This window comes from Candidatus Solincola tengchongensis, from assembly GCF_015711935.1.
GTDB lineage: Bacteria > Actinomycetota > Geothermincolia > Geothermincolales > RBG-13-55-18 > Solincola_A > Solincola_A tengchongensis.
Map to the genome: position 1 here is coordinate 12,990 of NZ_JACVJJ010000061.1, position 24,352 is coordinate 37,341.

General features: G+C 64.5%; 20 protein-coding genes. 14 read left to right on the forward strand and 6 right to left on the reverse strand.

Going from position 1 to position 24,352, the window contains the following annotated elements:
• Window positions 1-111: 111 nt before the first annotated feature.
• Together H7007_RS05310 and H7007_RS05315 are read right to left on the reverse strand one after the other, a co-directional pair.
• Window positions 112-1,722, reverse strand: a complete 1,611-nt coding sequence (locus H7007_RS05310; protein WP_287153666.1) for a carboxylesterase/lipase family protein — start codon at window positions 1,720-1,722, stop codon at window positions 112-114.
• Window positions 1,723-2,184: 462 nt separating this feature from the next.
• Window positions 2,185-3,114 carry a hypothetical protein gene (locus H7007_RS05315; protein WP_287153668.1) on the reverse strand — a complete coding sequence of 310 codons (930 nt, stop codon included), beginning with the start codon at window positions 3,112-3,114 and terminating at the stop codon, window positions 2,185-2,187.
• Between the two features lie 321 nt (window positions 3,115-3,435).
• Here H7007_RS05315 and H7007_RS05320 point away from each other — a divergent pair, with 321 nt between their 5' ends.
• The 5 genes from H7007_RS05320 to H7007_RS05340 all read left to right on the forward strand — a co-directional run bounded on the left by H7007_RS05320 (window position 3,436) and on the right by H7007_RS05340 (window position 9,716).
• Entirely contained in the window at window positions 3,436-4,941 is a 1,506-nt protein-coding gene (locus tag H7007_RS05320; RefSeq protein WP_287153670.1) for a phytoene desaturase family protein, read from the forward strand.
• Between the two features lie 348 nt (window positions 4,942-5,289).
• On the forward strand, window positions 5,290-5,436 hold the full coding sequence (locus tag H7007_RS05325) for a hypothetical protein (protein ID WP_287153672.1): 147 nt from the start codon (window positions 5,290-5,292) through the stop codon (window positions 5,434-5,436).
• A 14-nt stretch (window positions 5,437-5,450) separates the two neighbouring features.
• Window positions 5,451-6,947 carry a phytoene desaturase family protein gene (locus H7007_RS05330; protein WP_287153674.1) on the forward strand — a complete coding sequence of 499 codons (1,497 nt, stop codon included), beginning with the start codon at window positions 5,451-5,453 and terminating at the stop codon, window positions 6,945-6,947.
• 388 nt (window positions 6,948-7,335) lie between these two features.
• Window positions 7,336-9,141: an ATP-binding protein gene (locus H7007_RS05335; protein ID WP_287153676.1), complete on the forward strand. Its 1,806-nt coding sequence runs from the start codon at window positions 7,336-7,338 to the stop codon at window positions 9,139-9,141.
• A gap of 101 nt (window positions 9,142-9,242) precedes the next feature.
• Entirely contained in the window at window positions 9,243-9,716 is a 474-nt protein-coding gene (locus tag H7007_RS05340) for a flavodoxin family protein (protein ID WP_287153678.1), read from the forward strand.
• A 205-nt stretch (window positions 9,717-9,921) separates the two neighbouring features.
• Here H7007_RS05340 and H7007_RS05345 read toward each other — a convergent pair whose 3' ends face one another.
• Window positions 9,922-10,644: a DUF72 domain-containing protein gene (locus H7007_RS05345; protein ID WP_287153680.1), complete on the reverse strand. Its 723-nt coding sequence runs from the start codon at window positions 10,642-10,644 to the stop codon at window positions 9,922-9,924.
• A 336-nt stretch (window positions 10,645-10,980) separates the two neighbouring features.
• Between H7007_RS05345 and H7007_RS05350 the strand changes: the two genes are divergently transcribed.
• From H7007_RS05350 to H7007_RS05360, 3 genes are all read left to right on the forward strand, one after another.
• Window positions 10,981-13,338 (forward strand): ATP-binding protein, encoded by a 2,358-nt coding sequence (locus H7007_RS05350; RefSeq protein ID WP_287153682.1) that lies wholly within the window; start codon window positions 10,981-10,983, stop codon window positions 13,336-13,338.
• Between the two features lie 237 nt (window positions 13,339-13,575).
• Window positions 13,576-14,982 (forward strand): TldD/PmbA family protein, encoded by a 1,407-nt coding sequence (locus H7007_RS05355; RefSeq protein WP_287153683.1) that lies wholly within the window; start codon window positions 13,576-13,578, stop codon window positions 14,980-14,982.
• Window positions 14,983-16,356: a TldD/PmbA family protein gene (locus H7007_RS05360; protein ID WP_287153685.1), complete on the forward strand. Its 1,374-nt coding sequence runs from the start codon at window positions 14,983-14,985 to the stop codon at window positions 16,354-16,356. It abuts the gene before it with no gap.
• Window positions 16,357-16,377: 21 nt separating this feature from the next.
• Here the strand turns inward: H7007_RS05360 and H7007_RS05365 are convergent, their stop codons facing one another.
• Window positions 16,378-17,676, reverse strand: coding sequence for a hypothetical protein (locus H7007_RS05365; RefSeq protein ID WP_287153687.1), 1,299 nt, complete (start codon window positions 17,674-17,676; stop codon window positions 16,378-16,380).
• Window positions 17,677-17,678: 2 nt separating this feature from the next.
• Window positions 17,679-18,287, reverse strand: coding sequence for a phosphatase PAP2 family protein (locus tag H7007_RS05370; protein WP_287153689.1), 609 nt, complete (start codon window positions 18,285-18,287; stop codon window positions 17,679-17,681).
• A gap of 492 nt (window positions 18,288-18,779) precedes the next feature.
• On the opposite strand from H7007_RS05370, the gene H7007_RS05375 reads away from it, so the two are divergent.
• Window positions 18,780-19,724 carry an LCP family protein gene (locus H7007_RS05375; RefSeq protein ID WP_287153691.1) on the forward strand — a complete coding sequence of 315 codons (945 nt, stop codon included), beginning with the start codon at window positions 18,780-18,782 and terminating at the stop codon, window positions 19,722-19,724.
• 140 nt (window positions 19,725-19,864) lie between these two features.
• The gene (locus H7007_RS05380; protein ID WP_287153692.1) at window positions 19,865-20,521 is read left to right on the forward strand and encodes a PHP domain-containing protein; all 657 of its coding nucleotides are present in this window, start codon (window positions 19,865-19,867) and stop codon (window positions 20,519-20,521) included.
• 10 nt (window positions 20,522-20,531) lie between these two features.
• Here the strand turns inward: H7007_RS05380 and H7007_RS05385 are convergent, their stop codons facing one another.
• The gene (locus H7007_RS05385; RefSeq protein WP_287153693.1) at window positions 20,532-21,398 is read right to left on the reverse strand and encodes a B-box zinc finger protein; all 867 of its coding nucleotides are present in this window, start codon (window positions 21,396-21,398) and stop codon (window positions 20,532-20,534) included.
• A 237-nt stretch (window positions 21,399-21,635) separates the two neighbouring features.
• On the opposite strand from H7007_RS05385, the gene H7007_RS05390 reads away from it, so the two are divergent.
• The 4 genes from H7007_RS05390 (at window position 21,636) to H7007_RS05405 (ending at window position 24,267) form a co-directional block, all read left to right on the forward strand.
• Window positions 21,636-22,100 carry a hypothetical protein gene (locus H7007_RS05390; RefSeq protein ID WP_287153695.1) on the forward strand — a complete coding sequence of 155 codons (465 nt, stop codon included), beginning with the start codon at window positions 21,636-21,638 and terminating at the stop codon, window positions 22,098-22,100.
• Entirely contained in the window at window positions 22,100-22,822 is a 723-nt protein-coding gene (locus H7007_RS05395) for an FHA domain-containing protein (protein ID WP_287153697.1), read from the forward strand. Before H7007_RS05390 ends, H7007_RS05395 begins: the two co-directional genes overlap by 1 nt.
• Window positions 22,823-22,939: 117 nt before the next feature.
• On the forward strand, window positions 22,940-23,386 hold the full coding sequence (locus H7007_RS05400; RefSeq protein ID WP_287153699.1) for an FHA domain-containing protein: 447 nt from the start codon (window positions 22,940-22,942) through the stop codon (window positions 23,384-23,386).
• Window positions 23,387-23,469: 83 nt separating this feature from the next.
• Window positions 23,470-24,267 carry a Stp1/IreP family PP2C-type Ser/Thr phosphatase gene (locus tag H7007_RS05405; protein ID WP_287153700.1) on the forward strand — a complete coding sequence of 266 codons (798 nt, stop codon included), beginning with the start codon at window positions 23,470-23,472 and terminating at the stop codon, window positions 24,265-24,267.
• The last annotated feature ends 85 nt before the right edge of the window (window positions 24,268-24,352 follow it).

Below are 24,352 nucleotides of genomic sequence, written 5' to 3' on the forward strand. Positions count from 1 at the left end.
CCGGCCTTGAGCGCCGCTCCCGGCGGCACCGCCGGGTGACGTTCCGCGTTCGCCCTGTAGGCTCCCCTGCGGTGCGCTTCGGGTCCTCCCGGTATCCGGGGCAAGCCTGCCTTAGAGGCCGTTGATCTCCAGCACCAGGCGGTAGGCCTCCGGATAGTAGCCGGTGCGGGAAACCACCTTCTCTCCCAGCTCCTGGTAGGCGGCACTTTGCGGCTCGAAGCGAGGCCATTCCGGCTCCGAACCGCCGTTGGGATCGCCGCCGGCGGCGAAACGGGTCCAGTAGTTCATCATGATCTCCGAGAGAGACTGGTCCTCCGGGCGCAGGAAGCGCACCAGGGTGCCGAAGACGAAGGGGAGCTCGTAACCGTGGTAGGCTCCCATGTGCTCGGTCCCCGGGACGGTTGACCTCATGGTGAAGATGTATACGTAGACGGGCATACCCGCCTCGGCCATCTTCTCGGCGGCGAAGCGCGAGGGAGCGGCGAAGCCCATAGCGGTGAACAGGCGGCTGTAGGCGGCCCTGGGGTCCTCTCCGGGCTGTAACGGGAAGAGGGAGAGGACCTCGTCGGCGTAGGTCCCGTAAGCCAGCCGGACGAGGTTCTCATACTGCTGGGCGGTGATGGATTGTCCAGCCAGGAATAGCATACCCTCGTCGGCGTTGTTCCCGATGAGCAGGGGTACCTTGTGCTGCCTCCCCTCGGCGAAGACGTCCTGCGGCTTATCGGGGAGGACGTATCCGTCCACCACCGGCCCGATGGAAGCGCGCCCCATGAGACCGGTTCCCACTTTCTGGAAGGCATCGATCAGCTCCTGCGGGGTCTTGGAACGCAGGGCGGCCAGCTCGTCCCCTTCGCGGTCGCAACCCAGCTCGTGAGAGATCCTCTTTCCCAGCTTCTCGCCCTCCTCCAGGGTCTCCGATCTCCCCGCCGAGGGCATCCCCATGGAGAGGAAGGCGCCGCTCTCGGCGATGGCGCGGTGGAAGAGCCCTTCCGCCAGGGGGCTTGCCAGAAGCGCGCAGACGCTGGCTCCCCCGGCGGATTCCCCGAAGATGGTCACGTTGCCCGGATCGCCTCCGAAGGCGGATATGTTCCTCTGCACCCATCGGAGAGCCTGGATCTGGTCGAGAAGCCCGTAGTTTCCGGAGACGCCGTGGGGAGATTCCTCGGACAGCAGTGGATGGGCCATGAAGCCCAGGGGGCCCAAACGGTAGTTTATGGTAACCACCACGACGCCCTTGCGGGCCAGGTATTTCCCCTCGTAGAGCACCTGGGAGCCGGAGCCGACGGTGAAGCCACCTCCGTGTATCCACACCATCACCGGGAGCCTGTCATCGGGGTTTTTGGCCGGGGTCCACACGTTGAGGTAGAGGCAATCCTCGTCTTGGTCGGTGATGCGGAAGATGTCCCTCTGCACCTGGTATGGCCATTCCGGCTGGGGGCAGGACGGTCCGTACTCCGTGCAGGGGCGCACTTCTTCCCAGGGCTCCACTGGCTGGGGTTCCTTCCAGCGGAGCTCCCCCACCGGCGGCGCGGCATAGGGGATCCCTTTATAGACCCAGACACCGTCCTCCTGCACGCCGCTTATGGGGCCGCTGTCCAGCCGTGGTACCTCCAGCGTCGAGGCGGGGGTTTCGGCTTCCTTCCCGGCGCACCCGAGAGGCGCCATCAGCAGCACGAGGAGGATCACGAAAATCGACATGAAAGCAGCGGTTCGACGCGTCATGGATGCCCTCCTTCGATCCGAAGCCGCGGCACGGGCTTTTCCCTCGCTATGCTGTAATTATCCATGAGAAGGGCCGCTTCATCAACGCGACCGCAGGTCGGATAGGGACGAACAACCATCCATCGGGAGCGCATCGTCGGCGTATTTCGAGAAGCGTTCACCTCATCGCCTCTGCCCTCCACTGCACGGCCGGAGCCGGACGGCGCCCCGAGTGGGGTTCCGGCTTGCCGGGAATGGCGAGGGGGAGGCGCCCGCCGGATTTTCACGACAGGAGCCCGTTTCCCGAATGGAGACCGGGAGGTCGGATCTTCCTTGCCTACCACTCCCCTTTCTGCCTCTTTACGGTTAATCCCGCGGAAAAGGGAGGTTATCCACGGGCCTTTGAAGCGCCTTCAATCATGCCGTCCGCCCCGCGAGGATGTGCGGAAGGCGTCCGGCTCCAGACCGAAGTGTCCACCCCGCTCAGATGGGGGGCTGTATGTCGAACTGGCTGCCGTAACTGTCGTAGATCATGAAGCTGCTGTAGAAAAAGCCCATTTCCTTGAAGGGCGAGTCCTCCGGCAGGTCCACGAATACGTCCGAGAAATGGCCTCCGTAGGCGAACTGCACCTCGGTGATGCGCTTGGCATCCTTGTCCACAACCACGAACAAGCCCATGGCGGGAAGGAGTTTCTCCACGACCTTCAGGTTGTGGATGGCTTTGCTCAGGTGGTCTCCCGACAGGCTCTTCTGGGCCTGTTCCTTCAAGCCCTTGAGGTACTTCTCGCCCAGCGTGACCTGGTAACCCACCGCGTTGTCCTTTTCCTCCACCGCTTCCGCGGATTCGGCATAGACCAGCCAGTTCATCACGTCCTCGGGCATCAGGCCGCGCAGGTTGAGGTTCGGTAGCGACCCCACCGGATCGTAGGGCTCGGCGTGCCAGCCGGAGGGATCCTCCCAGTAGTAGGTCCCGCTGATGAGGTAGAATACGTTTCCCATCTCCCCGGGCAAAAGTGCCGGAGGAACTCCCTCGTCGACGGCCATCTGATCCACCTTGAGGATCGCCTTGGAGCCGCTCTTCCCCGCTTTGGAGAGATGAAAGGCCTCATACGGAACGGCGGCAGGGGCGGCGATGTAGGGCTGCCCCGTCTTTCCGAGCGATGCCGACGGGATCTGGAACTGGAGGTCCAATTCCGCCGAGATGCGGTAGGATATCTCCCCCTGCATGGCATTTACCACTTCCTGGAAGAGCGCGTCGCCCACGAGGGCTTCGGCCCCCTGACTTTCCTCACCGGAGGCGCTCTCCCCTTCCCGGCCTGCCTTGCCGCAACCGCCGATGGCCAGGACGGCAATCAGGGATATGCCGGCTAAAAGCACGAAGAACGAGGTGAAACGCGCATGCCCTCTCATCATGGCCGACCTCCTGCGATCTGGGCGGTATCCGAAAAGGCTCATCATCAACCCGTCTGGATTTCAAAATTTTTATCGGCTTGCCGGGCATGCCGGTTGAGGTTTCTATCACCCTGGAATGGAAACCCCGGGAGCCAACTTTAACTCGCCGGCCCAATCCGCCTCTGTAAGGTGAGATTTTTGCGCCGAACACCGCCGGATTTTAACTATGTTTACTTCATTTATAATGGTAAGTATAATAATACTATATATTCAATAAAACTTACCGATAAGTGGATATCGGTGCCGGGAAGCGATTCTCCGGTCGAGCGGGGAGGAGGGGCGATGGCCGATTACGACGCCGTGGTCATCGGGGCCGGGCTGGGAGGGATCTCCACCGCGGCCCTCCTGGCCAAGAACGGCATGAAGACGCTTATCTTGGAGCAATCCGACATCGTCGGGGGGTGCTGCTCCACCTTCGAGTCCCGGGGCTACAAATTCGACGTGGGTGCCTCCATCGTGGAGATCCTCCATCCCATGGAAAAGTTCTTCCACCTCATGGGGAAAAGGAGGGAAGATTATATAGACCTCCTACCCTGTGACCCTATTTATTCCTTCATCACCGAGGACGGAAGACGTTTCTCCTATCCCACGGATATCGAGGAGACCACCCGGGTCATCGAGTCCATCGCCCCCGAGGACGTGGAGGGGTGGAAGAGGTTCAGCAGCCTGGGCCTGGAGATGATCGACGAGATGATGGACGCCATGATGACCTCTCCTCTGAACACGATTGGAGAGGCGCTTGCCATGGTGGTGAAGACGCCCAGGGTCCTTCGCTACCTGCCTCTCCTCGCCCGACGCCACCAGTCGGTGGTCCGCTCCTATTACCGCAACCCGGTCATCCTGGGATCGGTGGCCTTCCAGTCCTATTTCGCCGGGGCTCCGCCGGAGCTGGGATCGGGCATATTCGGCTTCATAGCCCTCTCCGAGCACTTGGGGATCTATTATCCTCGCGGGGGGATGATCTCCATACCCGAGGGGATGCTGCGGGCGGGGCAGGAACACGGGCTGGAGGTGCGCACCGGTTGCAAGGTGGAGAGGATAATCCTGGAAGGGAGGAACGCCCGCGGCGTGGTCCTGGAGGACGGGACGGAGATCACCTCCGACGTGGTCGTCTCCAACGTCAACGCCAAGGTGGCTTACCTCAAGATGGTGGGTCCGGAGAACCTGCCCTCTTGGGCGCTGAAAGCCATAGACAGCTACCGTCTCTCCATGCCATGCCCCATGATCTACGTGGGCCTGGACGAGAAGCCTGACCTGGAGGCTCACCACACGGTGGTCTCCGGCTCGATCGAGGACATGAACCGGGTATGGAACCTCTATTACACCAAAGGGATCATACCGCGCACGGCCATGAGCCTCATCTGCTGGCCAACGGAGGCCGACCCATCCCTGGCTCCGGACGGGCACCACATCCTGAACTTCCTGTGCAACGCCCCCGCTCCCTACGCCCCTTTGGGGGACAACTGGGATCGGCTCAAAGACTGGTACAAGGAGGAGGCCGTTCGCGAGCTGGAGCGCTTCGTCATGCCGGGAGTGAGGGACCACATCGACTACCTTGAGGTCTCCACGCCCCTTGACTTCGAAAGGCGCCTGCTCTCCCCCCAGGGGTCCATTTACGGCCTCTTCTCCGACCTCACCTCACTGGCCCTCTTCCGTCCCCATGCCCGGAGCCGAGTGATAAAGGGGCTTTACCTGACGGGGAGCTCCACGCACCTGGGAGGGGGCGTGCCCACCACCATCGCCTCGGGGATCATCACCTCCGGCTACATACTGAAGGATCGCGGGTGATGGGGGAGCGGCCGCTTTCCTCGGGCTGCGTTTGTGGTGCCGAGGTCCGGACCTCGACGTGAAGGCGGGAGGTTTGAGCCGCAAGGCGTTCACGGGAAAGGGGCCGTGCGGAAGCGGAAGGGCAGGAACGAACGGCATAATAAGGGCATGAGAAGGGGTGATGGATTCTGGTGCTCCGAGCGGAGGTGAGCAGGGAGGCCGTGAGGCTGCGGGCGAATGGCCCTTGTGCGGACCTTTGCGGGGCAGAGGACAAAAGCCGGTACGGATAAAAGTGCGTCTCCCCGGGCCGCTGGCGTAGGAATGCGGGCCGGAGGGACGGTAGGCGGGTAAAGGTGAGGAGGAATGAATATGGAAAAGAGGCTTGAGAGGCTGCTGAAAGTGGGCATCCTGGCCGGGCTTGTGGCTCTTTACTTCTCCCTGGACGAGAGCACGCGCCGCTACCTGGCACACATCGGCAAGCAGGTGCCCTATCTCCCTTACCGCTACTTCATCTGAACGGGGGTGGATAAATGGATTACGACGCCGTGGTCATAGGGGCCGGGCTGGGAGGGCTTTCCTGCGCCGCCAACCTGGCCCGCAACGGGTTCCGCACCCTGGTGCTGGAGAATACCGGTCAGGTGGGCGGCTGCTGTTCATCCTACGATTACCAGGGGTACCGTTTCGACATCGGGGCCTCCATCGTGGAACTGTCCTGGGTCATAGACGCCCTTTTTCGGAAGTTGGGCAAGAGGACAGAGGATTACATAGACTTCATCCCCATAGACCCCATTTACGGGTTCGTAACCGCCGACGGCAGAAGGTTCTCCTACCCCGTCTCCGTGGAGGAGACCGGGCAGGTCATCGCCCGCTTCTCCGAAGAGGACGCGCGTTCCTGGGAACGCTTCGCCGCCGTGGGTTCCGAGGCCATCAACTTCGCCTTCGGGAAGGTGATGACCGAGTCCATGGGTTCCCTCAGGGACATGCTCAGGGTGGCCTTGGCCAACCCCAAGCTGGCCAAGTACCTCAAGTACATGGTGCTCAACTTCGAGAGCGTGCTGTGCAGCTTTTTCAAGAGCGACACGGTGCGCGCCTCCATGAGCCTGCAATCCTACTTCATAGGTCTGCCTCCCGCCCTCTGCCCCGGTTATGTGGCCTTTCTGGCCTATTCCGAACACGAGGGCATCTACTACCCGCGGGGAGGCATGATCGCCATTCCCCAGGGAATCGCAGGCGCCTACAAGGAGTTCGGCGGGGAGATAAAATTCAACTCGCGCGTGGTTAAGGTGCTCACGGAGGGAAAGCGGGTGCTTGGGGTGGAGCTGTCCGACGGGACGCGCATCGAGTCCCGCATCGTGGTCTCCAACATCAACGCCAAGACCCTCTACCTGGAGCTCATCGGCGAGGAGAAGCTGCCCGCCTGGGCCAAGCGGGCGGTCAAGAGCTACCGGGTCTCGATTCCCGCTCCCATGGTGATGCTGGGCCTGGACGCGAAGCCGGACCTGGACGCGCACCACACTTTCTGTTACGCCACCCTGCAGGAGATGAACCGCATATGGTTCCAGGACTACATGAGCGGTCGCGTGCCCGACGGGGGTTTCATGCTCATCTCCTGGCCCACCCACGCCGATCCCTCGCTGGCGCCGGAGGGGCACCACTGCCTGAACCTGGTGTCCTTCGCCCCCTACCGCCTGGCCGAGGGGGACTGGGATACCTACAGGGAAAGGTACCTGGAGATGATGCTCGGGCTCCTGGAGCGCAACTTCGGCCTGCAGCTGCGTGACCACATCCAGGTGGCCAGGGTGAACACACCCAAGGACTTCGAGAGGATGCTCCTCCACCCCGAGGGCGCGGTTTACGGGCTGCAGAACGACATCACCTGCACCGCCGCTTTCCGGCCCGGGGTGCGATCCAGGGTGTTCAGGGGCCTTTACCTCACCGGGGCTTCCACTCATCTGGGGGGAGGAATCGCCCCTACTGTGGGTTCCGGGATGGTTGCCGCCGACCTCATACAGCGCGACTTCGGCTGAAGCGCGGGAGTATGCGGTTGCGGGCCCCGGCGGGAACCGCTTGGGCTTCTCCACCGTATGGCGGAGAAGCTCCCTCTTCGGATGCGCATCGCGACGGAGATGCGCCCCTTCTCCGCCCGGTGGGGAAATGGATGCGGAGGCCATGCGACACAGGTGTTGACGTCTTTCTTGCCTTAGGGGAAGAAAGCACCTCGGATCCCCCAAGAGTCATGGCCGTAGCCCCTGTTGAGCGGTGCGCAGCGGAGAAACCGGGAAGATCAAGGCCGCTCTGCGGGGTTGCCTGCCTCCTATCGTTCTAACGGTGTGTCGTTTAGAATAATATGGAAGTAACGGACCAGGGAGACGGGGCGAGAGCACCCGCCGGAACCTGAGACGGGGGCGTGGGCCGATGCAAGTGCAGATAAACCCGACCAACGTGACGGAGACCGTCGCCGTCTTGAGTTCCGCTCTGCTGGGCCTGATAGTCCTCGCCGCTTACTGGAGGGATCTGCGCGGCCGCCTGTTCGGGATACTCTGTCTCTCTCTCGCCGTCTGGAAGGGCTTCGACTTCGCCCATCCTTTGCTCACCCGGGAATCCTGGGTGGACGCGACCAGCTGGGCTCTGGGCTCGCTGTGCGTTGCCCTCGCCGTGCATTTCTTCACCACCTACTCCCTGGGGGAAAGACGTCTCACCAGCATACTCTACGCCGCCGCTTTCCCCGCCTCCGCCGTGTTCATGGTCGCCGCCGCCCTGGGAATCCTCAGTCCTTCCAATAAGTGGAAATTGGCTTTCGGGGCCTACCTCCTGATGGCCACCGCGCTCATCGTCGTCCTCATGGCACGTGAGTACCTCCTTCAGAGGGACCGCCAGCACCTCCTGGCCCTTCTGGGGGCGATCTCCATAACCTTGGGGGCTTGCCTACAGGTTATAGACATCATATGGGATTTGTGGGCCCTGCGCTTTCAGACCTACGGGGTGCTGGCCTTCGAGGCCTGCTTCGGCTACGACATCCTGGTGGCCGGCCTTCTGCGGGCCAAGGAGGAGCACATGCGCGCCCTGGAGGAGCTCGGGCTGCGGGAGAAAAGGCTTCAGGAGGCCGAGACCAAGTTCAGGAAGATGCTGGACAACAGCTACGACGTGATTTTCACCGTGGACCGGGAAGGAAACATCCTGGCCATAAACACGGACGCGGAAGAGGTCCTTGGTTTCCCGGTGGAACGCGTGCTCGGCAAGGGCTACCTTGACTTCCTGGACCCGCAGGAGATGGAGCGCGCTTTCTCCGCTCTGTCGCGAGGCCTCCGGGGAGAGAAGATAAGGTTCTATGAGGTGACCCTGCGGAGGCCGGACGGCAAATCGGTCATCCTCTCCATCACCGGGACCCGGCTCCACACGGAGAAGGAGGCCGCCCTGGTCATCGCCCGCGATGTCACCCAGTCCAGGGAGATGGAGCTCGAGTTGTTGCGCAGGAACGCACTCCTGGAGGAGGCCAACCGGAGGTTGAGCGAGCTGGACAGGCTGAAGACGGAGCTGGTGGGTATCGTGGGGCACGAGCTGCGCTCCCCGCTCACGGTCATCAACAGCTACGCCTCGGCCCTCAAGGACCACTGGGAGCGCATGGACGAGGACCGCAAGCTCTCCTGCATCGACCACGTTCTCCGGGAGTGCCGCAGGCTCAACCGCATGGTGGAGAACGTGCTGGACATGAGCCGTATAGAATCGGAGCAGATCTTTCTCAACCCGCAGCCGGGGGACCTGGTGTCCGTGCTCCAGGAGGTGGCGGGGTCCATGTCCCTGACGGCGGGAGCAAGAAACGTCCACCTGGTGACCTCGGTACGACGGCTGGAGATGGAGGCGGACTGGGACAAGGTACGCCAGGTACTCATCAACCTCCTGGACAATGCCTTCCGCTTCAGCCCGCCCGGCGAGTCCGTGGTGGTCACCGGCGACGTGCAGGACGGGGAAGCGGTGGTGAGGGTCAAGGACCGGGGTCCCGGCATCCCGCCCGAGGACCGGGAAAGGCTCTTCGACAAGTTCACCAGGAGCAAGGCGGAGGGGATGGAGGGAGGACTGGGCCTGGGCCTCTACATCGTGCGCACCTACGTGGAGGCCCATGGGGGGCGGGTCTGGGTGGAGGACGAGGAGGGTATGGGCGCGGTGGTGGCCTTCTCCCTTCCCCTCCACAGGGAAAGCAACCCGGATGCCGACCGGACCTGACCGTAGGACGCCTTCGACCACGACGGTTTGAACGGCGGACGCCGTGGGTATTATTTTCCACGTACCTGGGAGGGGCAGTCCGTGTAGGCAAGGAGGGTCTCATGTTCGGGAAAAGAAAAAAAGCCTTGGTCGTCTATCACACCAAGACCGGACACACCGCAGAGGCCGCGGAGGCGGTGGCCAGGGGCCTGGAGGCCGGCAAGGTCAGCGTGACCGTCAAGCCGGTAAAGGACCTGCAGCCCCAGGAATTGGAAGAATATACCATATTGGCCGTGGGCAGCCCCACGCGGGGAGCCAGGCCGGCTCGGGTGGTGAAGAGGTTCATAAAGGGGCTTGACCGGAAGGCCCTCAAAGGCAAGAAGGCCACGGTCTTCAGCGCATATGCCGGTTTCCGGGGCAAGGCCACGCTCCGCCGCCTGCGCCGGCTTCTCCGCCGTCGCGGGGCCAAAGTGGTGCTGAGGGGCGTGGCGGTGAAGGCGGGAGCCCCCCTCAGCCTCTGGAAGGGTCCGCAGGCTTCTCCGGAGGATGTCGCCCGCCTGGAAGAGCTGGGGCGCAGCCTGGCCCGCAAGGCCTGAGGTGGCGGGCGGAACCGCCGATATCCGGGATGGAAGCACCGCCGGGAGAAGGGGGACGACGGCGGGTTGGGGCCGGCCCTTTTCTCCGATCCCATGCCGCGCTACCTGGCCCGGTGGTCATATAACCGGTTGCCGGGCGGCTCGCTTGCGCCGCGCCTCGGGCAGCTTTCCGCTATGTGACGGTGAGACGGCGGGGCATGGGCTTTCAGCCGACCAGCTCGAGGAAGGTACGGGCGTCCTCCAGAGCGTAGCCGTAGGCGTCGTTGTTGAAGTAAGCGTAGACGTCCCTTCCCTCCTCGAGCAAGCGGCGGGCATACTCGGCCCATTCCGCGAGCTCCTCGACTGAATATTTGGAACCGTAGAGGACCTTGCCGCCGTGGAAGCGGAGGAAGGCGAAATCTGCCGTCTCCACCCTGGCTTCCGGGAACACCGGAGAGCTCGCGGCGCACAGGGCGCACCCCGCATCCTCGAGGACGCGGTAGACCTGAGGCACGAACCAGCTGGGATCCCGGAACTCGAAGACGTAGCGGTGGCCGGAGGGGAGCGCGCGCACGAATTCGCGCAGGCGTCCGGGATCCGCCTTCCAGCGGGGAGGGAGCTGGAAGAGGATGGGGCCCGTCTTTTCCCGGAGCCCGCTCATATTATGGAAGAAGTTGGCAAGCGCCTCTTTGGGGTCGCGCAGCCTCTTCACGTGGGTGATGAAGCGGTTGGCCTTGACGGCGAAGAGGAAACCCTCGGGTACCTTGTCCCTCCAGGCGGCGAAGGTCTCCGGCGCGGGGAGCCGGTAGAAGGAGTTGTTTATCTCCACGGTGTCGAAGTGCCGGGAGTAGAAATCCAGCCACTCGCGGGTCGGGAGCCGGGGAGGATAAAAGATGCCCTGCCAGTGCTGATAATGCCATCCCGACGTCCCCACGCGGAGCTCGGCCACCTTTCCCTCCGGCTGAGGTCGAGTCCCGGATGTTCCTCTTCGAACCCGGGGAAGCCTCTCGCCTACCGAACCCCGGTTGCCGTGGCGCCATGCGTTTGCCGCCCGACGGCGCGGCTTCCTCCTCATTAGATTATCCCACCGCGAGGCAGGCGTGGAAGGAGGGCGTTTCACTGATCTTCGGGATTTTCCCAAGCCAGGGGATATAATCGTAGGCCGAGCCAGGGGATATAATCGTAGGGGTATGCAAGGAACGCCGCGGGGACGCGCAAAGGTCTTGGCCGTGTATTCCCCGGCGGAGTGCCGCGGCGGGATACGGGGGTTCGTGAGAGGGACGGGATGCGCCTTCTGAGGAGTGTTTTCGCCAGTCTGAGGGGGAGGATATTCCTGGCCGTCATGCTCTCCGGCCTGGTGGCCGGGCTGTCCGTTGGGACGGCCTCCTACGTCGTCGCCCGCTCCATGATCAAGGAGCGGGTGGAGAAGGACGTCGCTGGAGTGGGCAATGACGTGCTAAGGATAATCGAGGGGGTGTGGGTCCCCACCCTGAAGATGCAGATGAAGGTGCTGGCCGAGGTTGCCGCCGCCCTCTACGCCATGGGTCCCGCTCCCGGGGTGTTGGGATCCGCACTGGGCGGAAAGCAGATAAAGGTCCCCGGGTTCAAGCGCCTCAACCTCTTCCATCCCGGCGGCCTCTTCCTGGGAAGCACCGACCCCGCTTACCGGGGCCGGGTAGAGGAGAGTATCCAGGGCCTGGGCGCGGACGAGGTCAGGATGATCCCCTTCCACAGGGAGGGTGAGGGCACACAGACCGAGCTCCTGATGTCCGTGGCCGCCCCTGTGGTTGTGGACGGGAAGGTGGTGGCCGTCCTGGTGGGGGACCTGACCCCCGAGGGAATAGGCGGAGAACTGGGTTCCCTGACGGTGGGTATCTCCGGCGAGGCATACCTGGTGGACGCCGAGGGGCGTTTGATAACCCGGCCGCCGCGGTCTCTTTCCGAGATGGGCCTGGAGATCCTTGGCGAGCCCCTGCATACCGAGGGGGTGCGCCGGGTCGTCGAAGGGCAGAGCGGCGTGGCAGAATACCGCAATTACGCCGGGCGCAAGGTGCTTGGGGGATATTTCCGGCTCCCGGAGACGGGCTGGGGCATCATGGTGGAGGAGGACTCCGCCAACGCCTTCGCCGACCTCACCCGCCTCCGGAATCTCATCATCTACGTCGTGGCGGGGCTGGCCCTGGCCTCCATGCTGGCCGCCGCCCTCCTGGCGCATATGATAGCCGACCCCCTGCGCCGCCTGCAGGATGCCGCAGAGAAACTCGGCCTGGGAGACCTTGGCTTTCGCGTGGAGGTCCGGGGGGGCCAGGAACTGGAGGGTCTGGCGACCAGCTTCAACCGCATGGCCGATGCCCTGCACAGCTCGCACCTGATGCTGGAGGATAAGGTGCGCAAGAGGACCGCCGAACTGCGCACCCTCTACGAGATGGTGTTCTCCCTGTGGGGATACCGGGACCCTGACGAGATCCTGCAGAGGGCCATGCAGGCGGTCATGGATTTCAGCTCCCACGAGATGGGATGGTGCTACCTGGCCGCGGGGGAGAGCTTCAACCTCCTCTACAGCCGCACGCCGGCGGGTGAGGTCGGGCTCCTCCCGGAGCGGTTCACCGCCGGGGAGGGCCCGCTGGGGGAGGCCATCGCCGCCGGGGAGGCCGTCTTCCTGGAACCCGGTGAAGAGCACGACCACGCCGAGCTGGCGCGGCTCTTTCCCGGGGGTTCCGTCATCCTCCTGCCCCTCCGCTCGGCCAAGAGGACGCTGGGCCTCCTCTGCACCGCTTCCGCGGAGGCCGGCCAACTGGGGGAGGAATCCCGCCGTACCCTCTCCGCCCTGGCCGGAGAGGTAGGGATCGCCCTGGAGAACGCCATGCTCCACAGGGAGCTTCAGAGGCATGTGGAGGAGCTTGAGCAAGCCAACCGGGAGCTGCGTTCCCTGGACGAGATGAAGTCCAATTTCATCTCCATGGTGACCCACGAGCTCAAGCAGCCGCTCTCCCTCATCAGCGGCTATGCCCAGACCATACGCGATTACTACGAGAGCCTCACCTACGAGGAGGAGCTGCAGTGTCTCCAGGTCATCCTGGAGAGGACCGAGTTCCTGTCCCGGCTGGTGGACGAGCTCTTGGACCTCTCCCTGCTGGAGATGGGGAGGGTGCGGCTGAACAAGGAGGTGTGCGACCTCGAGGGAGTGGCCCGAAAGGTGGCCTCCCAGTACGCGGAGAGGAGCCCGGACCAGCCGATAGTGGTGGACTTCTCTCCCGAGTTCCCCCTGGTCATGGCCGACGCCCGACGCATGGAACAGGTCCTCACCAACCTGGTCTCCAACGCCGTGAAGTTCTCGCAGGGAAAAGGCGAGATCCGCCTGGAGGGAAGGGTGAGGGGGGACCGGGTGCTGGTGAGGGTGATGGACCGCGGGATCGGCATCGAGCCCTCGAAGCTGAAGCGGGTGTTCGACCGATTCTACCAAGCGGACGGCTCCATGAAGCGGCCTTATTCCGGGGTGGGGTTGGGCCTCTTCATCTGCCGCGAGCTGGTGGAGGCTCACGGAGGAAGGATATGGGCGGAGAACCGCCACGGCGGAGGGACAATCGTGAGCTTCGAGATACCGCGGGGGATGGAAGGGCGGGAGGTCGGCGCGGAAAAATGAACCGGAAGGGCTTTCACGAGGACCGTCCGGCGGCTCAAAGGGATGCCGTGAGGGTATGGACGGCTGACCGCCACCGGGCCGGTTCGGCAGGTCTCGTTGGTTCCCTGAGTCTTATGGAAGGATATTCCATAAGGTTAAGGTGTTTTCCGCCGGTATGATTTGCGGCTGCGTTTTTCGGGTCCCGGCCACCGCATGCCGGCGGGCCGTCATTCCGGACCAGGAGATACGGAGGTGCACATGACGCTGCTCGACCAGGACCTGGCCGCCCGGGTGATAGGGCTCGCCCTCTCGCGTGGCGGTGATTTCGCGGAGCTCTTCGCGGAGCGCAGGAGCGGTTACAACCTGCGCCTGGAGGAGGGGAAGGTGGAGGAGAACATCTCCGGCCGGGAGGCGGGAGCCGGGATTCGCGTGATATGCGGGGAATCGGTGGCCTACGCCTATACCAACGACCTCTCTCCCGCTTCCCTGGAAGAGACCGCCCGCGCGGCCGCCGCGGCGGCCAGGGCGGGAAAGGCAGCTGTGGTGGACATGGAGAAACCGCTGCGGCACCTTCCGCGTCTCGAAGAACACCCGGTACGCCTGGGTCTGGGCGAGTTTCCCCGCGAGCGGAAGGTCGAGCTCTTGCACCGTGCCGACCAGGCGGCGAGGGAGACCGGCTCGCGCATCGTCCAGGTGGTGGTGGTGCTCGGAGACGCCCGCCAGGAGGTGTTCATCGCCAACTCCCTGGGCGAGGCGGTGACCGACCTCCGCGTGCGGGTGCGCATGGTGGTACAGGCTGTGGCGGCGCATGAGGGGGAGATCCAGACCGGCCACGAGAGCCCGGGCATTCTGGGAGGCTACGAGTTATTCCAGGAATTTCCTCCTGAGGCGATCGGCCGCGCCGCCGCCCTGCAGGCCCTGACCATGCTGGAGGCCAGGCCTGCCCCCTCCGGCCCCATGGCCGTGGTCATCGCCAACGGCACGGGAGGGGTCCTATTCCACGAGGCCTGCGGGCACAGCCTGGAGGCGGACGCGGTGTACAAGAGGGCTTCGGTATTCGCGGGACGGATGGGCCAGAAGGTGGCCTCGCCCCTGGTCAACGCCTACGACGACGCCACGCTGGCCAACCGGTGGGGATCCTTCGTTTACGACGACGAGGGGGTGAAAGCGGCCCGTACCCCGCTCATCGTGGAGGGGGTGCTGGTGGGCTATATAAACGACCGCAAACGCGCCATGCGGGACGGCGCCGAACCGACCGGCAACGGGCGCCGCCAGTCCTACCGCCACGTCCCCATTCCCCGCATGAGCAATACGTACATAGAGGCGGGCGGAGGCCGCGTCGAGGACATCATAGCCGACACCGAGCTGGGTCTTTATGCCCGCAAGCTGGGTGGAGGGGAAGTCAACCCGGTCACCGGAGACTTCATCTTCGCCGTAACCGAGGGCTACATGATCCGCAAGGGAAAAGTGGCCGAGCCGGTGAAGGGGGCTACCCTGATCGGGAACGGCCCCCGCGTGCTCCTGGACATCGACGCCGTGGGCGATGACATCGATTTCGATACCGGGATGTGCGGGAAGGAAGGACAGCTCGTCCCCGTGTGCACGGGGCAGCCCACCCTGCGTGTTCGGGAGCTGGTGGTGGGGGGAACCACGGAGGTGATCTGATTGGAGGCGCGCGCCGAGCTCCGTTCCCTGCTGGAGGAATGGGTGGAGAGAGCCCGAACCCTGGCCGGAGAGGGGGCCGAGCTCGAACTCTACGCCCAGGAGCACCGGGGGCTTACGGTCAAGGTGTACGGGGGGGAGGTGGAATCCCTGCGCTACGCGCATTCCCGGGGCTTGGGGGTGAGGGTGCTCAAGGGTGGGAGGCTGGGTTACGCCTACTGCACCGGGTTCGACTGGGAGGAATGCAGGAGGGCGGTGGAGGAGGCCGCGGCCATCGCCCTCTTCAGCGCACCGGACGAGCACAACCGCCTTCCATGGCCCGGAGGGGCCTACCCCGAGGATCTGGGGATCTATCACCCCGAGGTGGAGGGGACCTCTTCGGACGAGAAAGTGGAGATCGCGCTTCGCTTGGAAGAGTTTACCATATCACGTGATTCCCGCATAAAGCGCGTGGAGACGGCGGTCTACGCCGACGCCGTCTCCGAGGTGGCGGTGGCCAACAGCCTGGGGGTCTCCGGGTCATACCGTTCCACGGAATGCCAGTGTTACGTGTTCCCCATCGCCGAGGAGGGAGAGGAGTCGCAGACCGGCTTCTCCTTCGACGTGGCGGTCAAGCCCTCCGACCTGGACCTGGAGCGCGTGGCCGGGGAAGCGGCGGACAGGGCCACCTGTCTTTTAGGTTCCCGGAGCATGCCCTCGCGGCGGACCACGGTGGTGCTGGACAACATGGTAGCCGCCGAGTTCATGGGCATGCTGGCCGCGGCGCTGTCCGCCGAGGCGGTCCTCAAGGCTCGCTCCTTTCTGGCCGGAAGACAGGGTGACAGGGTGGCCTCCTCGCTGGTGACGGTGGTGGACGACGGCCTGCTGCCGGGAGCTCCCTCCACCGCTCCCTTCGACGACGAGGGGGTTCCCACCCGCCGTAAGGAACTCATCAGCGAGGGCGTCCTCGTCGGTTACCTGCACAACATGTACACCGCCTCCCGCTCCGGAACGGAGAGCACGGGAAACGCCACACGTTCCTCCTTCCGGGAGCGGCCCGGAGTGGGGGCCACCAACCTTTTCCTCCTCACCGGAAAGGGTACCCGGGAGGAGCTGGTGAGGGGCGTGGAGGACGGCGTCCTCATCCTCCAGGTGGTGGGAGCCCATGCCGGAGCAAACCCGGTGAGCGGAGAGATCTCCCTAGGGGCCCTGGGACTGCGCATAAGGAACGGGGAGCTGGAACAGCCGCTCAGGGAGATCACCCTGGCGGGGAAGGCCACGGACTTCCTCCGCCACACGGTGGCCGTGGGTGAGGACCTCCGCTTCCTCCCCTTCGAGGGCAGCCTGGGGGCGCCCACCGTGGTGGTGGAGGGGGTCATGGTATCCGGGCGGGGTTGAGGGGGGTCCTTTCCCTGCCGACTAGGTCCCGATGTCCTCGGGGAAGAGAAGGGAGAGCAGGCGCTCCGCGTTTTGGGGGTCCAGGAGGAACTTCCCGCGCAACGCCCTCCTCCATATCCATGGGCCTCCTTCCGCAGGCGAAACGCGCGTACCGGGGCGTTTCTCGTGCTCCTCGACCTGGTCCCCGGTGAGGATCACGACGGGGCGTAGCTCCCCGCCGTGGAGCTCCAGGGCGGAAAGCCTGCCGGCCATCCTCCGCTCCCAGTCCTCCCGCGGCGGTACGGCCCTCTTCCTGCGCAGCGAGCGATCCAGGTAATAGGTGACCCAAAGTGAGGCTATGATCCCTCCCAATGGGCCGGATAGGAACCACCACCGCAGATGCAGGGAAGCGGTGAGCGCGGTGGCGGTGACGATGCTGAGGGTTCCGGGCGGGATCCACAACCGTAAAAGGGAGCGGAACCCCTCTTCCCGCCACGGCCTTGTCCCCAGCAGGACCTTCAGGGCGTCCCAGGGCGTGTTGGAGCGCAGGGAATCCCCCAGGGTCATGCTCTCCGGCTCGGGGAGGACGGGGGACAGGGCCACCAGGGCGGCGGGGCGAAAGTCCCGCTCCACGGACCGGCTTGCCGCCAGCAGCTGGTCGGCTCCCCATCCCAGGCCGAGGAAGGAACTCCCCTCCGGCTCGAAGAGCCGCTGCCCCTGCAGCTCACGGAGCATCCGGGAGAGGTAGGAATCCAGGGCCTCGCCTTCCGCCTCTTCCCCCGGGGACGGGAAGTCCCGAGCCCACAGGGACACCGCCGCCGTGCCCTCGGGGAGGCGGTGGATGAGGAGGCGCTCCAGGTGGCGGCTCAGGCCTCCGGGCTCGCCCACGATGACCAGGCGCCTTTTCGCCGCCGTCCAGTCCGGGTCCCCGTGCAGGACAGCCGTCCCGCCGGGGAGGGAAACCCGGCGTTCCGTGAACTCCTCCACTCCATGACCGAGATTCCACCTCCTCAGGCGCCTCCGCCGCAGGGATTCGGAGAGGGAAGCGGCGATGCAGGAGAAGGCGGCGGCGGACAGGATGCCCAGGATCAGGCAGACCATGCTCATGAGGGCCTCGATGTTGCGCACATTCCGGTGCAGCGGGTCGCTGAAATACCATGCGTAGGCGAAGATTATGAGCGCCGCCCCCAGGGCATTGTTGACGTTCTCCCGGACGCGGCCCCCGTAAAAGGAAAGACCGTGCCAGCCTCTCCTGGCCGCCATCACCTGTATGATGCCCAGGGAAGCCAGGAAGCAGAAGATGAAGGTCTCCAGGATATCCTCGTAAAATACCTCGTTCACCGTCACTCCCTTAGGCTGAGGGCGGACCGCAGGCGGCTTTCCACCTGCAGGGCCGCGGCGACGAACGGCCGGCTCAGGAAGCGCAGGCGGTGCACCATCCAGGCACTGAAGAGGGCGAGGAACATCCCGGCCAGGACGTCGCCCGGGTAGTGCACCCCGCAGAAGACCCGCGCGAAGGACATGAGGATGGCGGGTGGGAGAAAATACCAGGAGAACTTCCGGTCCGACAAGAAAGCGGAGAAGAAGAAGGAGAAGGTGGCCGTGGCCGGGTTGCTGGGGAAGGACCAGTCCACCGGTCTGTAGAAAAGGAGGTTGACCTCGTGGTCCACGAAAGGGCGCGGCCGGTGCACCAGGGTGATCACCAGTTGCATCAGGGCGGCGGAGAGGGCCACGGTGAGGAAGACGCGGATCACCGCCGCCAGGTTCTCCCGGTCCTCCGCGCGGCGGCGGCCCTTCAGGGCCATGACCAGGACAAGGAAACCCAGAGTGAAGGGGACCAGGTGGTCGTTACAGAAGGCCTTCATGGAGGAGTCGAGCAGGGCGTTCCTGCCCGCCAGCCCGTTCAGGCAGCGGAAGAGCGCGTAATCCAAATTGAGCAGCCAGTCGAGCATCCGTCAACCCGCCTTTCCGCGAGCTCGGACCAGGACGTGCCTATTATACAGCCGGGGAAGGAGGATGCTCACGCGGGGTGCTCTCGCCGCCTCCATATCCCGGGCGCGTTTCGGGTGGCGACCCCTCGCCGCATGCCTCCCGGCGGGAGGGAAGGGATGAACGGGCGGGTTGTCTAATGGATATACGTATACTGTGCTCGGGCCGCCGGTGGGAGGAAAAAGGCGGAGCACGCGGGAAGCTGGTAAGCACCGCCTCGGCGGGTGTATTGCGGGCGCGCGGAGCGTTCACGAGGCCCGATAGGGCTCCCGTGGGAATTGGTTTCGCTGTACACTGGCGGAGGAGGACAGCGGATGGGCAACGCCCTTGACGTCTTAAGGGAAGGACTCTTTTGCGGGGCGAGGCGACTTGAGCAGGGAGGGAGGCGGGAAACCAACGCGGGTTCAAAGTGAGCCTTCCTTCCCACTGCAAGGAGGTCGAGGAAGCTGGCCGGTTTGAGAAAGAGAAAGCGGTTAAGGGCCGCCCTGCTCTCTTTGAGCCTGCTGGCGGCGGCCTTCTGTGCCTTCCTTCTCGTGGACCCCTGGGGCTGGTTTTTGGGAGAAGGCCGCGGAACCGCGCTCATGGAGCCCTTCCCCGGCGTCGCCGACCCACCGCTGTTCCCTGAAACTGGAGCCCTGCCCTACCGCACGCTCAACGTGCTCATCCTGGGCCTGGATCACGGCCTGGGAAGGCCGGAGCAGGGCAACCGCAGGAGCGACGTGATGCTCGTCGCCCACCTGGACCTCGACCGGCAGAAGGTCTGCCTGCTCTCCATCCCCCGCGATTCCTACGTGGAGATCCCGGGTCACGGGAAGAGCAAGATAAACGATGCCTATGCCCTGGGGGGTGCCGAGCTCGCCCGCCGCACGGCGGAATCGGTCACCGGGATGGAGATGGACCGGCATGTGGCTCTGGACTTCGACGAGTTCCGCTGGCTCGTGGACCTATTCGGCGGGATTCCCATAACCTTGGAGAAACCCATATCCGACCCCAAGCTGGGCAACATCGGCGCGGGAAGCCAGGTGCTCGACGGGGATCAGGCGCTCATCATGGCCCGTTCCCGCAACTACGCCCGGGGGGACCTGGAGAGGGTGCGCCAGCAACAGCGCCTCTTAATCCAGGCCCTCAACCAAGGGAAGAAAATGGCCGCATACCCGGGCGCGGCCTGGTTCCTCTACGTGGCACTGGATTCTTTGGATACCGACTTCACTCGCGATGAGCTCATACGCCTGGCGCGGGAGTTCGCCTCCTTTCCGGTAGTGGATGTGCAGGGAGGGGTGGCGCCTGGCAGGACGGGAGCGGTGGGTAGCGCCAGCGTGTATTTCATAGACCCCGTGGGGATGCGGGAGCTGGTGGAGTCCATCGAGAGGTACTGCGCCGTTCCCGAAAAATACCGCTGAACGCCGCTCCGATCTCCACGCCCTGGGGAGGACGGGGGGCTGGGACCGGAGAACTCGGACGAGAAGCTCGTCATCGCAGGTCAAGTCGCCGATTCGCCGCGGATGTCCGCGAGCGGTCGGGGTAATGGCCCGGAGGGGGAATGAGGATAAAGCTGGACCTTCATGTGCATACGATGTATTCCTTCGACAGTTCCATAGACCCCCGCGGGCTTCTGGAGGCCTGCCGGCGGCGCGGCCTCAGGGGCGTGGCGGTGACCGACCACGATTCCGTCCGCGGGGGGATCTCCTTCGCCACCGAGCTTCCGGAGCTCCTGATCATACCCGGCTCGGAGATAAGGTCGGCGGAGGGAGAGATCATCGGCCTCTTCCTGGAGGAGGACGTGCCTCCCGGTCTCTCCGCCCCGGAGACCATCGCCCGCATCCGCGAACAGGGAGGGGTGGTCATCATTCCCCACCCCTTCGATTACGTGAAGCTGAGGCGCATGACCGCGCGGCGCCTGCGTGAGTTGGCGGGGGGGATCGACGCACTTGAGGTCCTGAACGGCAAACCCCGCTACCCGGGCGCCAATAAGAGGGCGGCGCGTTTCGCGGAGAGTGTGGGACTTCCAGCCACCGCGGGGAGCGACGCCCATAAGGCGGAACACGTGGGGCTGGTGTTCGTGGAAATGGAAGAATTTACCGATAGGAACGGATTCCTCGCCTCCCTGCGCACGGCCGCCGTCGGGGGGAACAGGTACTCTCCCTGGGCATCCCAGCTGGACAGGTGGAGAGCGCGGCTGCGCAGGGAACGCCCCTGAAACCGTAGGATCAGTCGAAGAAGCCCTCGGGGGGCTCCAGCCCGGGGGGCATTTCCTCCTCCTTCTCCTCCAGGGGCGGGAGGAACTCCAGGCGGTCCTCGAGCCTTGGGAGTCTTATGCCCTCCTTTTCCGGCTCCAGAGGGAGCTCAAAGGTGATGTCCGGCAAGGGGGCGGGAGCGGGTTGGGGTTCCCTCTCCGGAGCAGGAGCCGCAAGCTCCTCAGGGGGCTGGAGGAAAGGGGCAGGCTCCGGAGGCGGGGCGGCGGCGACCTCCGCCGCTTCCGCCTCCCCCTTGGCCCGCTTGGCCAGCTTCTTCTCCATCTTCAGCCGCTTGGCCTCCTCCTTGCGCAGGCGGGCCAGCTCCTTCCTGCTCAGGGGGGCCTCCTCCGGGGCCGCGGCGACCTCCGCCGCTTCCGCCTCCCCCTTGGCCCGCTTGGCCAGCTTCTTCTCCATCTTCAGCCGCTTGGCCTCCTCCTTGCGCAGGCGGGCCAGCTCCTTCCTGCTCAGGGGGGCCTCCTCCGGGGCCGCGGCGACCTCCGCCGGGGCGGTCACGGCGGCCAAGGGTTCGAGCTCCTCACGCTCCCAGAGAGGCCGCGTCGCCTCCGTAGGATAGGCCGCCCGTGCCTCTACCGGCGGCGCACCCACGGCACCGGACTTGGCGCGCTTGGAGAACAGTTTGGCTTCCGCTTTCTTCCTCTCCTTGACCAGGCGGGCCGGAGCGCTGCTCAGGGCGGCACCAAGTTCCTCCACCCGGGAGCGATAGCAGTTCATGCAGAGGAGCACCTGATTGGTCTCCGATGCGCAGAGGGGGCATATGGGGGTGTCGCACTGGGCGCAAGCGGTTATCGCCTCGTTTCCGGCGTGGAAAGGACATTCCATGGCCGCCACCTCCAGGGTTAACGTCACACCTTATGAAAAATTCTATCACCCGTCGGGATGACCTTTACACTGCAGCCCGAGCGCACGCTCCGCCGCGACGATTACCGGAAAGTCGCCGCTAAGCCTTATCCGACGCATAACATATCGGCAGCGCCCCACGTGTTTTTAAGCCTCCGTGGGCGGCTGGTATAATGCACTTGGCCGCGTGGAAACTTGTCGAAGTTCGGGGTTTCATCCATGGAAAACGGGAAGAGACGGGTCTTCGCGAGGATGTGTCTCATCGCCTGGGGCATCCCGGTGGCGCTCCTGGCCTTCATGGCCGTCATGGAATTCACCCCTTGGAAGGCGGAGAGAGCGCACGTGAGCCGAATCGCCCTAGACCTGGCGACGGCGGGGCTGGCCGGCGCGGGGTTGGCTGTGTGGGCCTTTTTCACCTTCTACCTCTACCGCAGGCTTTGGAAGGTTTTTCCACATGTGGGCCGCAGCGAGAAGGCCTGGACCTACGCCGAGGGGGTCTTCGGGCTTCAAGGGGTGGGAGCGAGCATGTCCTCGGTGCTCGGCATCTTTCTCTACCTTTTTGGAGGCGGGTTCGGGCGCGCCGTCCTGCTGGCCTCCCTGTCGCTCGTCCTGGCCGGGGTGGAGACGGTCAGATTCCCGGTGCGCGTCGAGGCGGTGGAGGACCTCCTGAAGGACGTGGGGTGATGGGTCTTCTGAGGCGTTTCGAGAGAAGCCTGGAAAGGGCCTTCCAGGAGCCGTTTACCAGAATATTCAAGGGGCGGGTCCACCCGCTGGAGATAGCTCGTCGCGTACTCCGGGAGATGGACGAGGAGAGGGTGCTGGGGGTCAACGAGATACTGGCCCCCAACCGCTTCCTGGTCCGCCTCGGCACCGCCGATTACGATCACCTGGAGGGCGTGCTGGAGGCCCTGGGAAAGGAGATGGAAAGCCTGGTCATCGACTACGCCAACCGCCGGGATTACCATCTCGCCACCAGGCCACGCTTGAGCTTTGCGCGGGATGAGGCCTTGGGAATCGGAGAATTCCGGGTGGAAGCCTCCTTCGAGGAGATGGCCGTCTCGGGGGGCGGGGCGGCGGAGCCGGAGCTAAGGGCCTCTGACCTTCCCGGTGAGGGGATGGGCGTGCTGAGGGTCCTTTCCGGCGAGCGAGCCGGATTGGCCTTCCGCTTGCAAGGGGCGCGCCTGCGTATCGGCAGGGCGGAGGAGAACGACCTCGTCCTACCGGATCCGAGGGTCTCGAGGTTCCACGCGGAGATCGAGAGGGGCCCGCGGGGATACGTGTTGCGGGACATGGGAAGCACCAACGGCACGCTGGTCGGCGAGCGGCGGATAAGGGAGAGGCTGCTCGAGGACGGGGACTTGATTTCCATGGGCGATACGAGGATGGAGTTCCGCCTGGAGAGGTAACGCCAAGGGGAGGGCCCGAGGGAAGCGTGGGCCCGGTCGAGGGAGTGATGCGTTTTCCGGAGGCGGGCGGAAGAATGCCGTGCCGGAAGGAAGGGTTATTTCGGGAAGGGGTCTGACTTGCCGGAGATAGTCTACGTCTCGCTTAGATACCTTTTCCTCGCTCTGCTTTACCTCTTCCTCGCCTTTGTGGTCAGGGCCGTCTACCGGGAGCTCAGACCCGCTCCGCCGAGGCTCCCGGCACGGGAAACCTCCAGGACACGAAGGAAAGGTCGCCGCGCCGCCCTGGTCCTTTTAAGCGGGGAAGGACGGCGCACGCGCAAGGAATGGGAGATCGTGGAAGAACTGGTCATCGGCCGGGCACCGGAGTGCTCCATATGCCTGGAGGACGAGTTCGTTTCCAACCTTCATGCCAGGATCTACACCTTGCAGGACCACTACTATGTGGAGGACCTGGGAAGCACCAATGGAACCTACGTCAACGGAAGACGCATCAATTATCCTATCGAGTTGCGTGTGGGCGACCGCATAAAGGTAGGACGCACCCTGATGGAGTTCAAAGCTTGATTCCCGGTCACGGGCCGCCCTCTAGGGCCATCGAGCGAGGTGGGCCGGCGTTTTTTAGGACAGGGTGAGGACTGGAGGATGCCGTGCGTTATGCCGTCCTGAGCGATATAGGGAGGGTGCGAGAGAGGAACGAGGATTTCTCGCATGCCGATGGGCGCCTCTTCATCGTGGCCGACGGCATGGGGGGACATCGGGCGGGGCAGGTGGCCAGCTCGGCGGCGGTGGAGGAGTTCCTGCGCTGCGAGAGGGAGAACCGGGGCCTGGATCCCCTGCGGCGGCTGCGCGGCTGCCTGCAGGCCGCCAACCGTGCCGTCATGAAGATGGCCGATGAGGATCCGGGTCTCCGAGGCATGGGCACCACTTTCACCGTCCTGCTCCTGGAAGAAGGGGCTTACCTGGGGCATGTCGGCGACAGCCGAGCCTACCTTTTAAGAGGAGGAGCCTTGAACCCCCTCACCCGTGACCATTCCCTGGTGGAGAAGATGGTGAGGGAGGGATTTCTCACTCCCCGTGAGGCCAGGCAACATCCGAGGCGCAACGTAATCCTGCGGGCCCTGGGATTGACGGCCAATCTCGCCGCGGACCTGGTGAGGGTGGAAGTGAGGCCGGGTGACCGCATCCTCCTCTGCACCGATGGTTTGACCACGCATCTGGAGGACGAGGAGCTCGCGGCCCTCCTGCAGGCGGAGGACGATCCGGAGGCGTGCGCCCGGATGCTCGTCGAGGAGGCCAACGCCAAGGGCGGGGAGGACAACGTGACCGTGATCCTCGTGGACCTCGAGGAGGGCGACGTGTCCCTCTTCTCCGTGGAGGACGCAGGGCGGCGGACGAGGGAAGGCCCAGTGGCGCGGTTGCGCAGGCGCTTTCTCGGTGCCGGGTGACGGGCTTCACGGTGGGGACCGGCGGGGCGCGGACCCGAGGGGCAGGTCTCGAGTGTAGCCACGAGGAAAGCGAGGAAAGGGCGGT

Coding starts and splice junctions, on each gene's coding strand:
- H7007_RS05355 (WP_287153683.1), top strand. CDS start 13,576: ATGACGCTGCTCGACCAGGACCTGGCCGCCCGGGTGATAGGGCTCGCC.
- H7007_RS05340 (WP_287153678.1), top strand. CDS start 9,243: ATGTTCGGGAAAAGAAAAAAAGCCTTGGTCGTCTATCACACCAAGACC.
- H7007_RS05390 (WP_287153695.1), top strand. CDS start 21,636: ATGGAAAACGGGAAGAGACGGGTCTTCGCGAGGATGTGTCTCATCGCC.
- H7007_RS05335 (WP_287153676.1), top strand. CDS start 7,336: ATGCAAGTGCAGATAAACCCGACCAACGTGACGGAGACCGTCGCCGTC.
- H7007_RS05325 (WP_287153672.1), top strand. CDS start 5,290: ATGGAAAAGAGGCTTGAGAGGCTGCTGAAAGTGGGCATCCTGGCCGGG.
- H7007_RS05380 (WP_287153692.1), top strand. CDS start 19,865: ATGAGGATAAAGCTGGACCTTCATGTGCATACGATGTATTCCTTCGAC.
- H7007_RS05350 (WP_287153682.1), top strand. CDS start 10,981: ATGCGCCTTCTGAGGAGTGTTTTCGCCAGTCTGAGGGGGAGGATATTC.
- H7007_RS05370 (WP_287153689.1), bottom strand. CDS start 18,287: ATGCTCGACTGGCTGCTCAATTTGGATTACGCGCTCTTCCGCTGCCTG.
- H7007_RS05320 (WP_287153670.1), top strand. CDS start 3,436: ATGGCCGATTACGACGCCGTGGTCATCGGGGCCGGGCTGGGAGGGATC.
- H7007_RS05310 (WP_287153666.1), bottom strand. CDS start 1,722: ATGACGCGTCGAACCGCTGCTTTCATGTCGATTTTCGTGATCCTCCTC.
- H7007_RS05385 (WP_287153693.1), bottom strand. CDS start 21,398: ATGGAATGTCCTTTCCACGCCGGAAACGAGGCGATAACCGCTTGCGCC.
- H7007_RS05330 (WP_287153674.1), top strand. CDS start 5,451: ATGGATTACGACGCCGTGGTCATAGGGGCCGGGCTGGGAGGGCTTTCC.
- H7007_RS05315 (WP_287153668.1), bottom strand. CDS start 3,114: ATGATGAGAGGGCATGCGCGTTTCACCTCGTTCTTCGTGCTTTTAGCC.
- H7007_RS05395 (WP_287153697.1), top strand. CDS start 22,100: ATGGGTCTTCTGAGGCGTTTCGAGAGAAGCCTGGAAAGGGCCTTCCAG.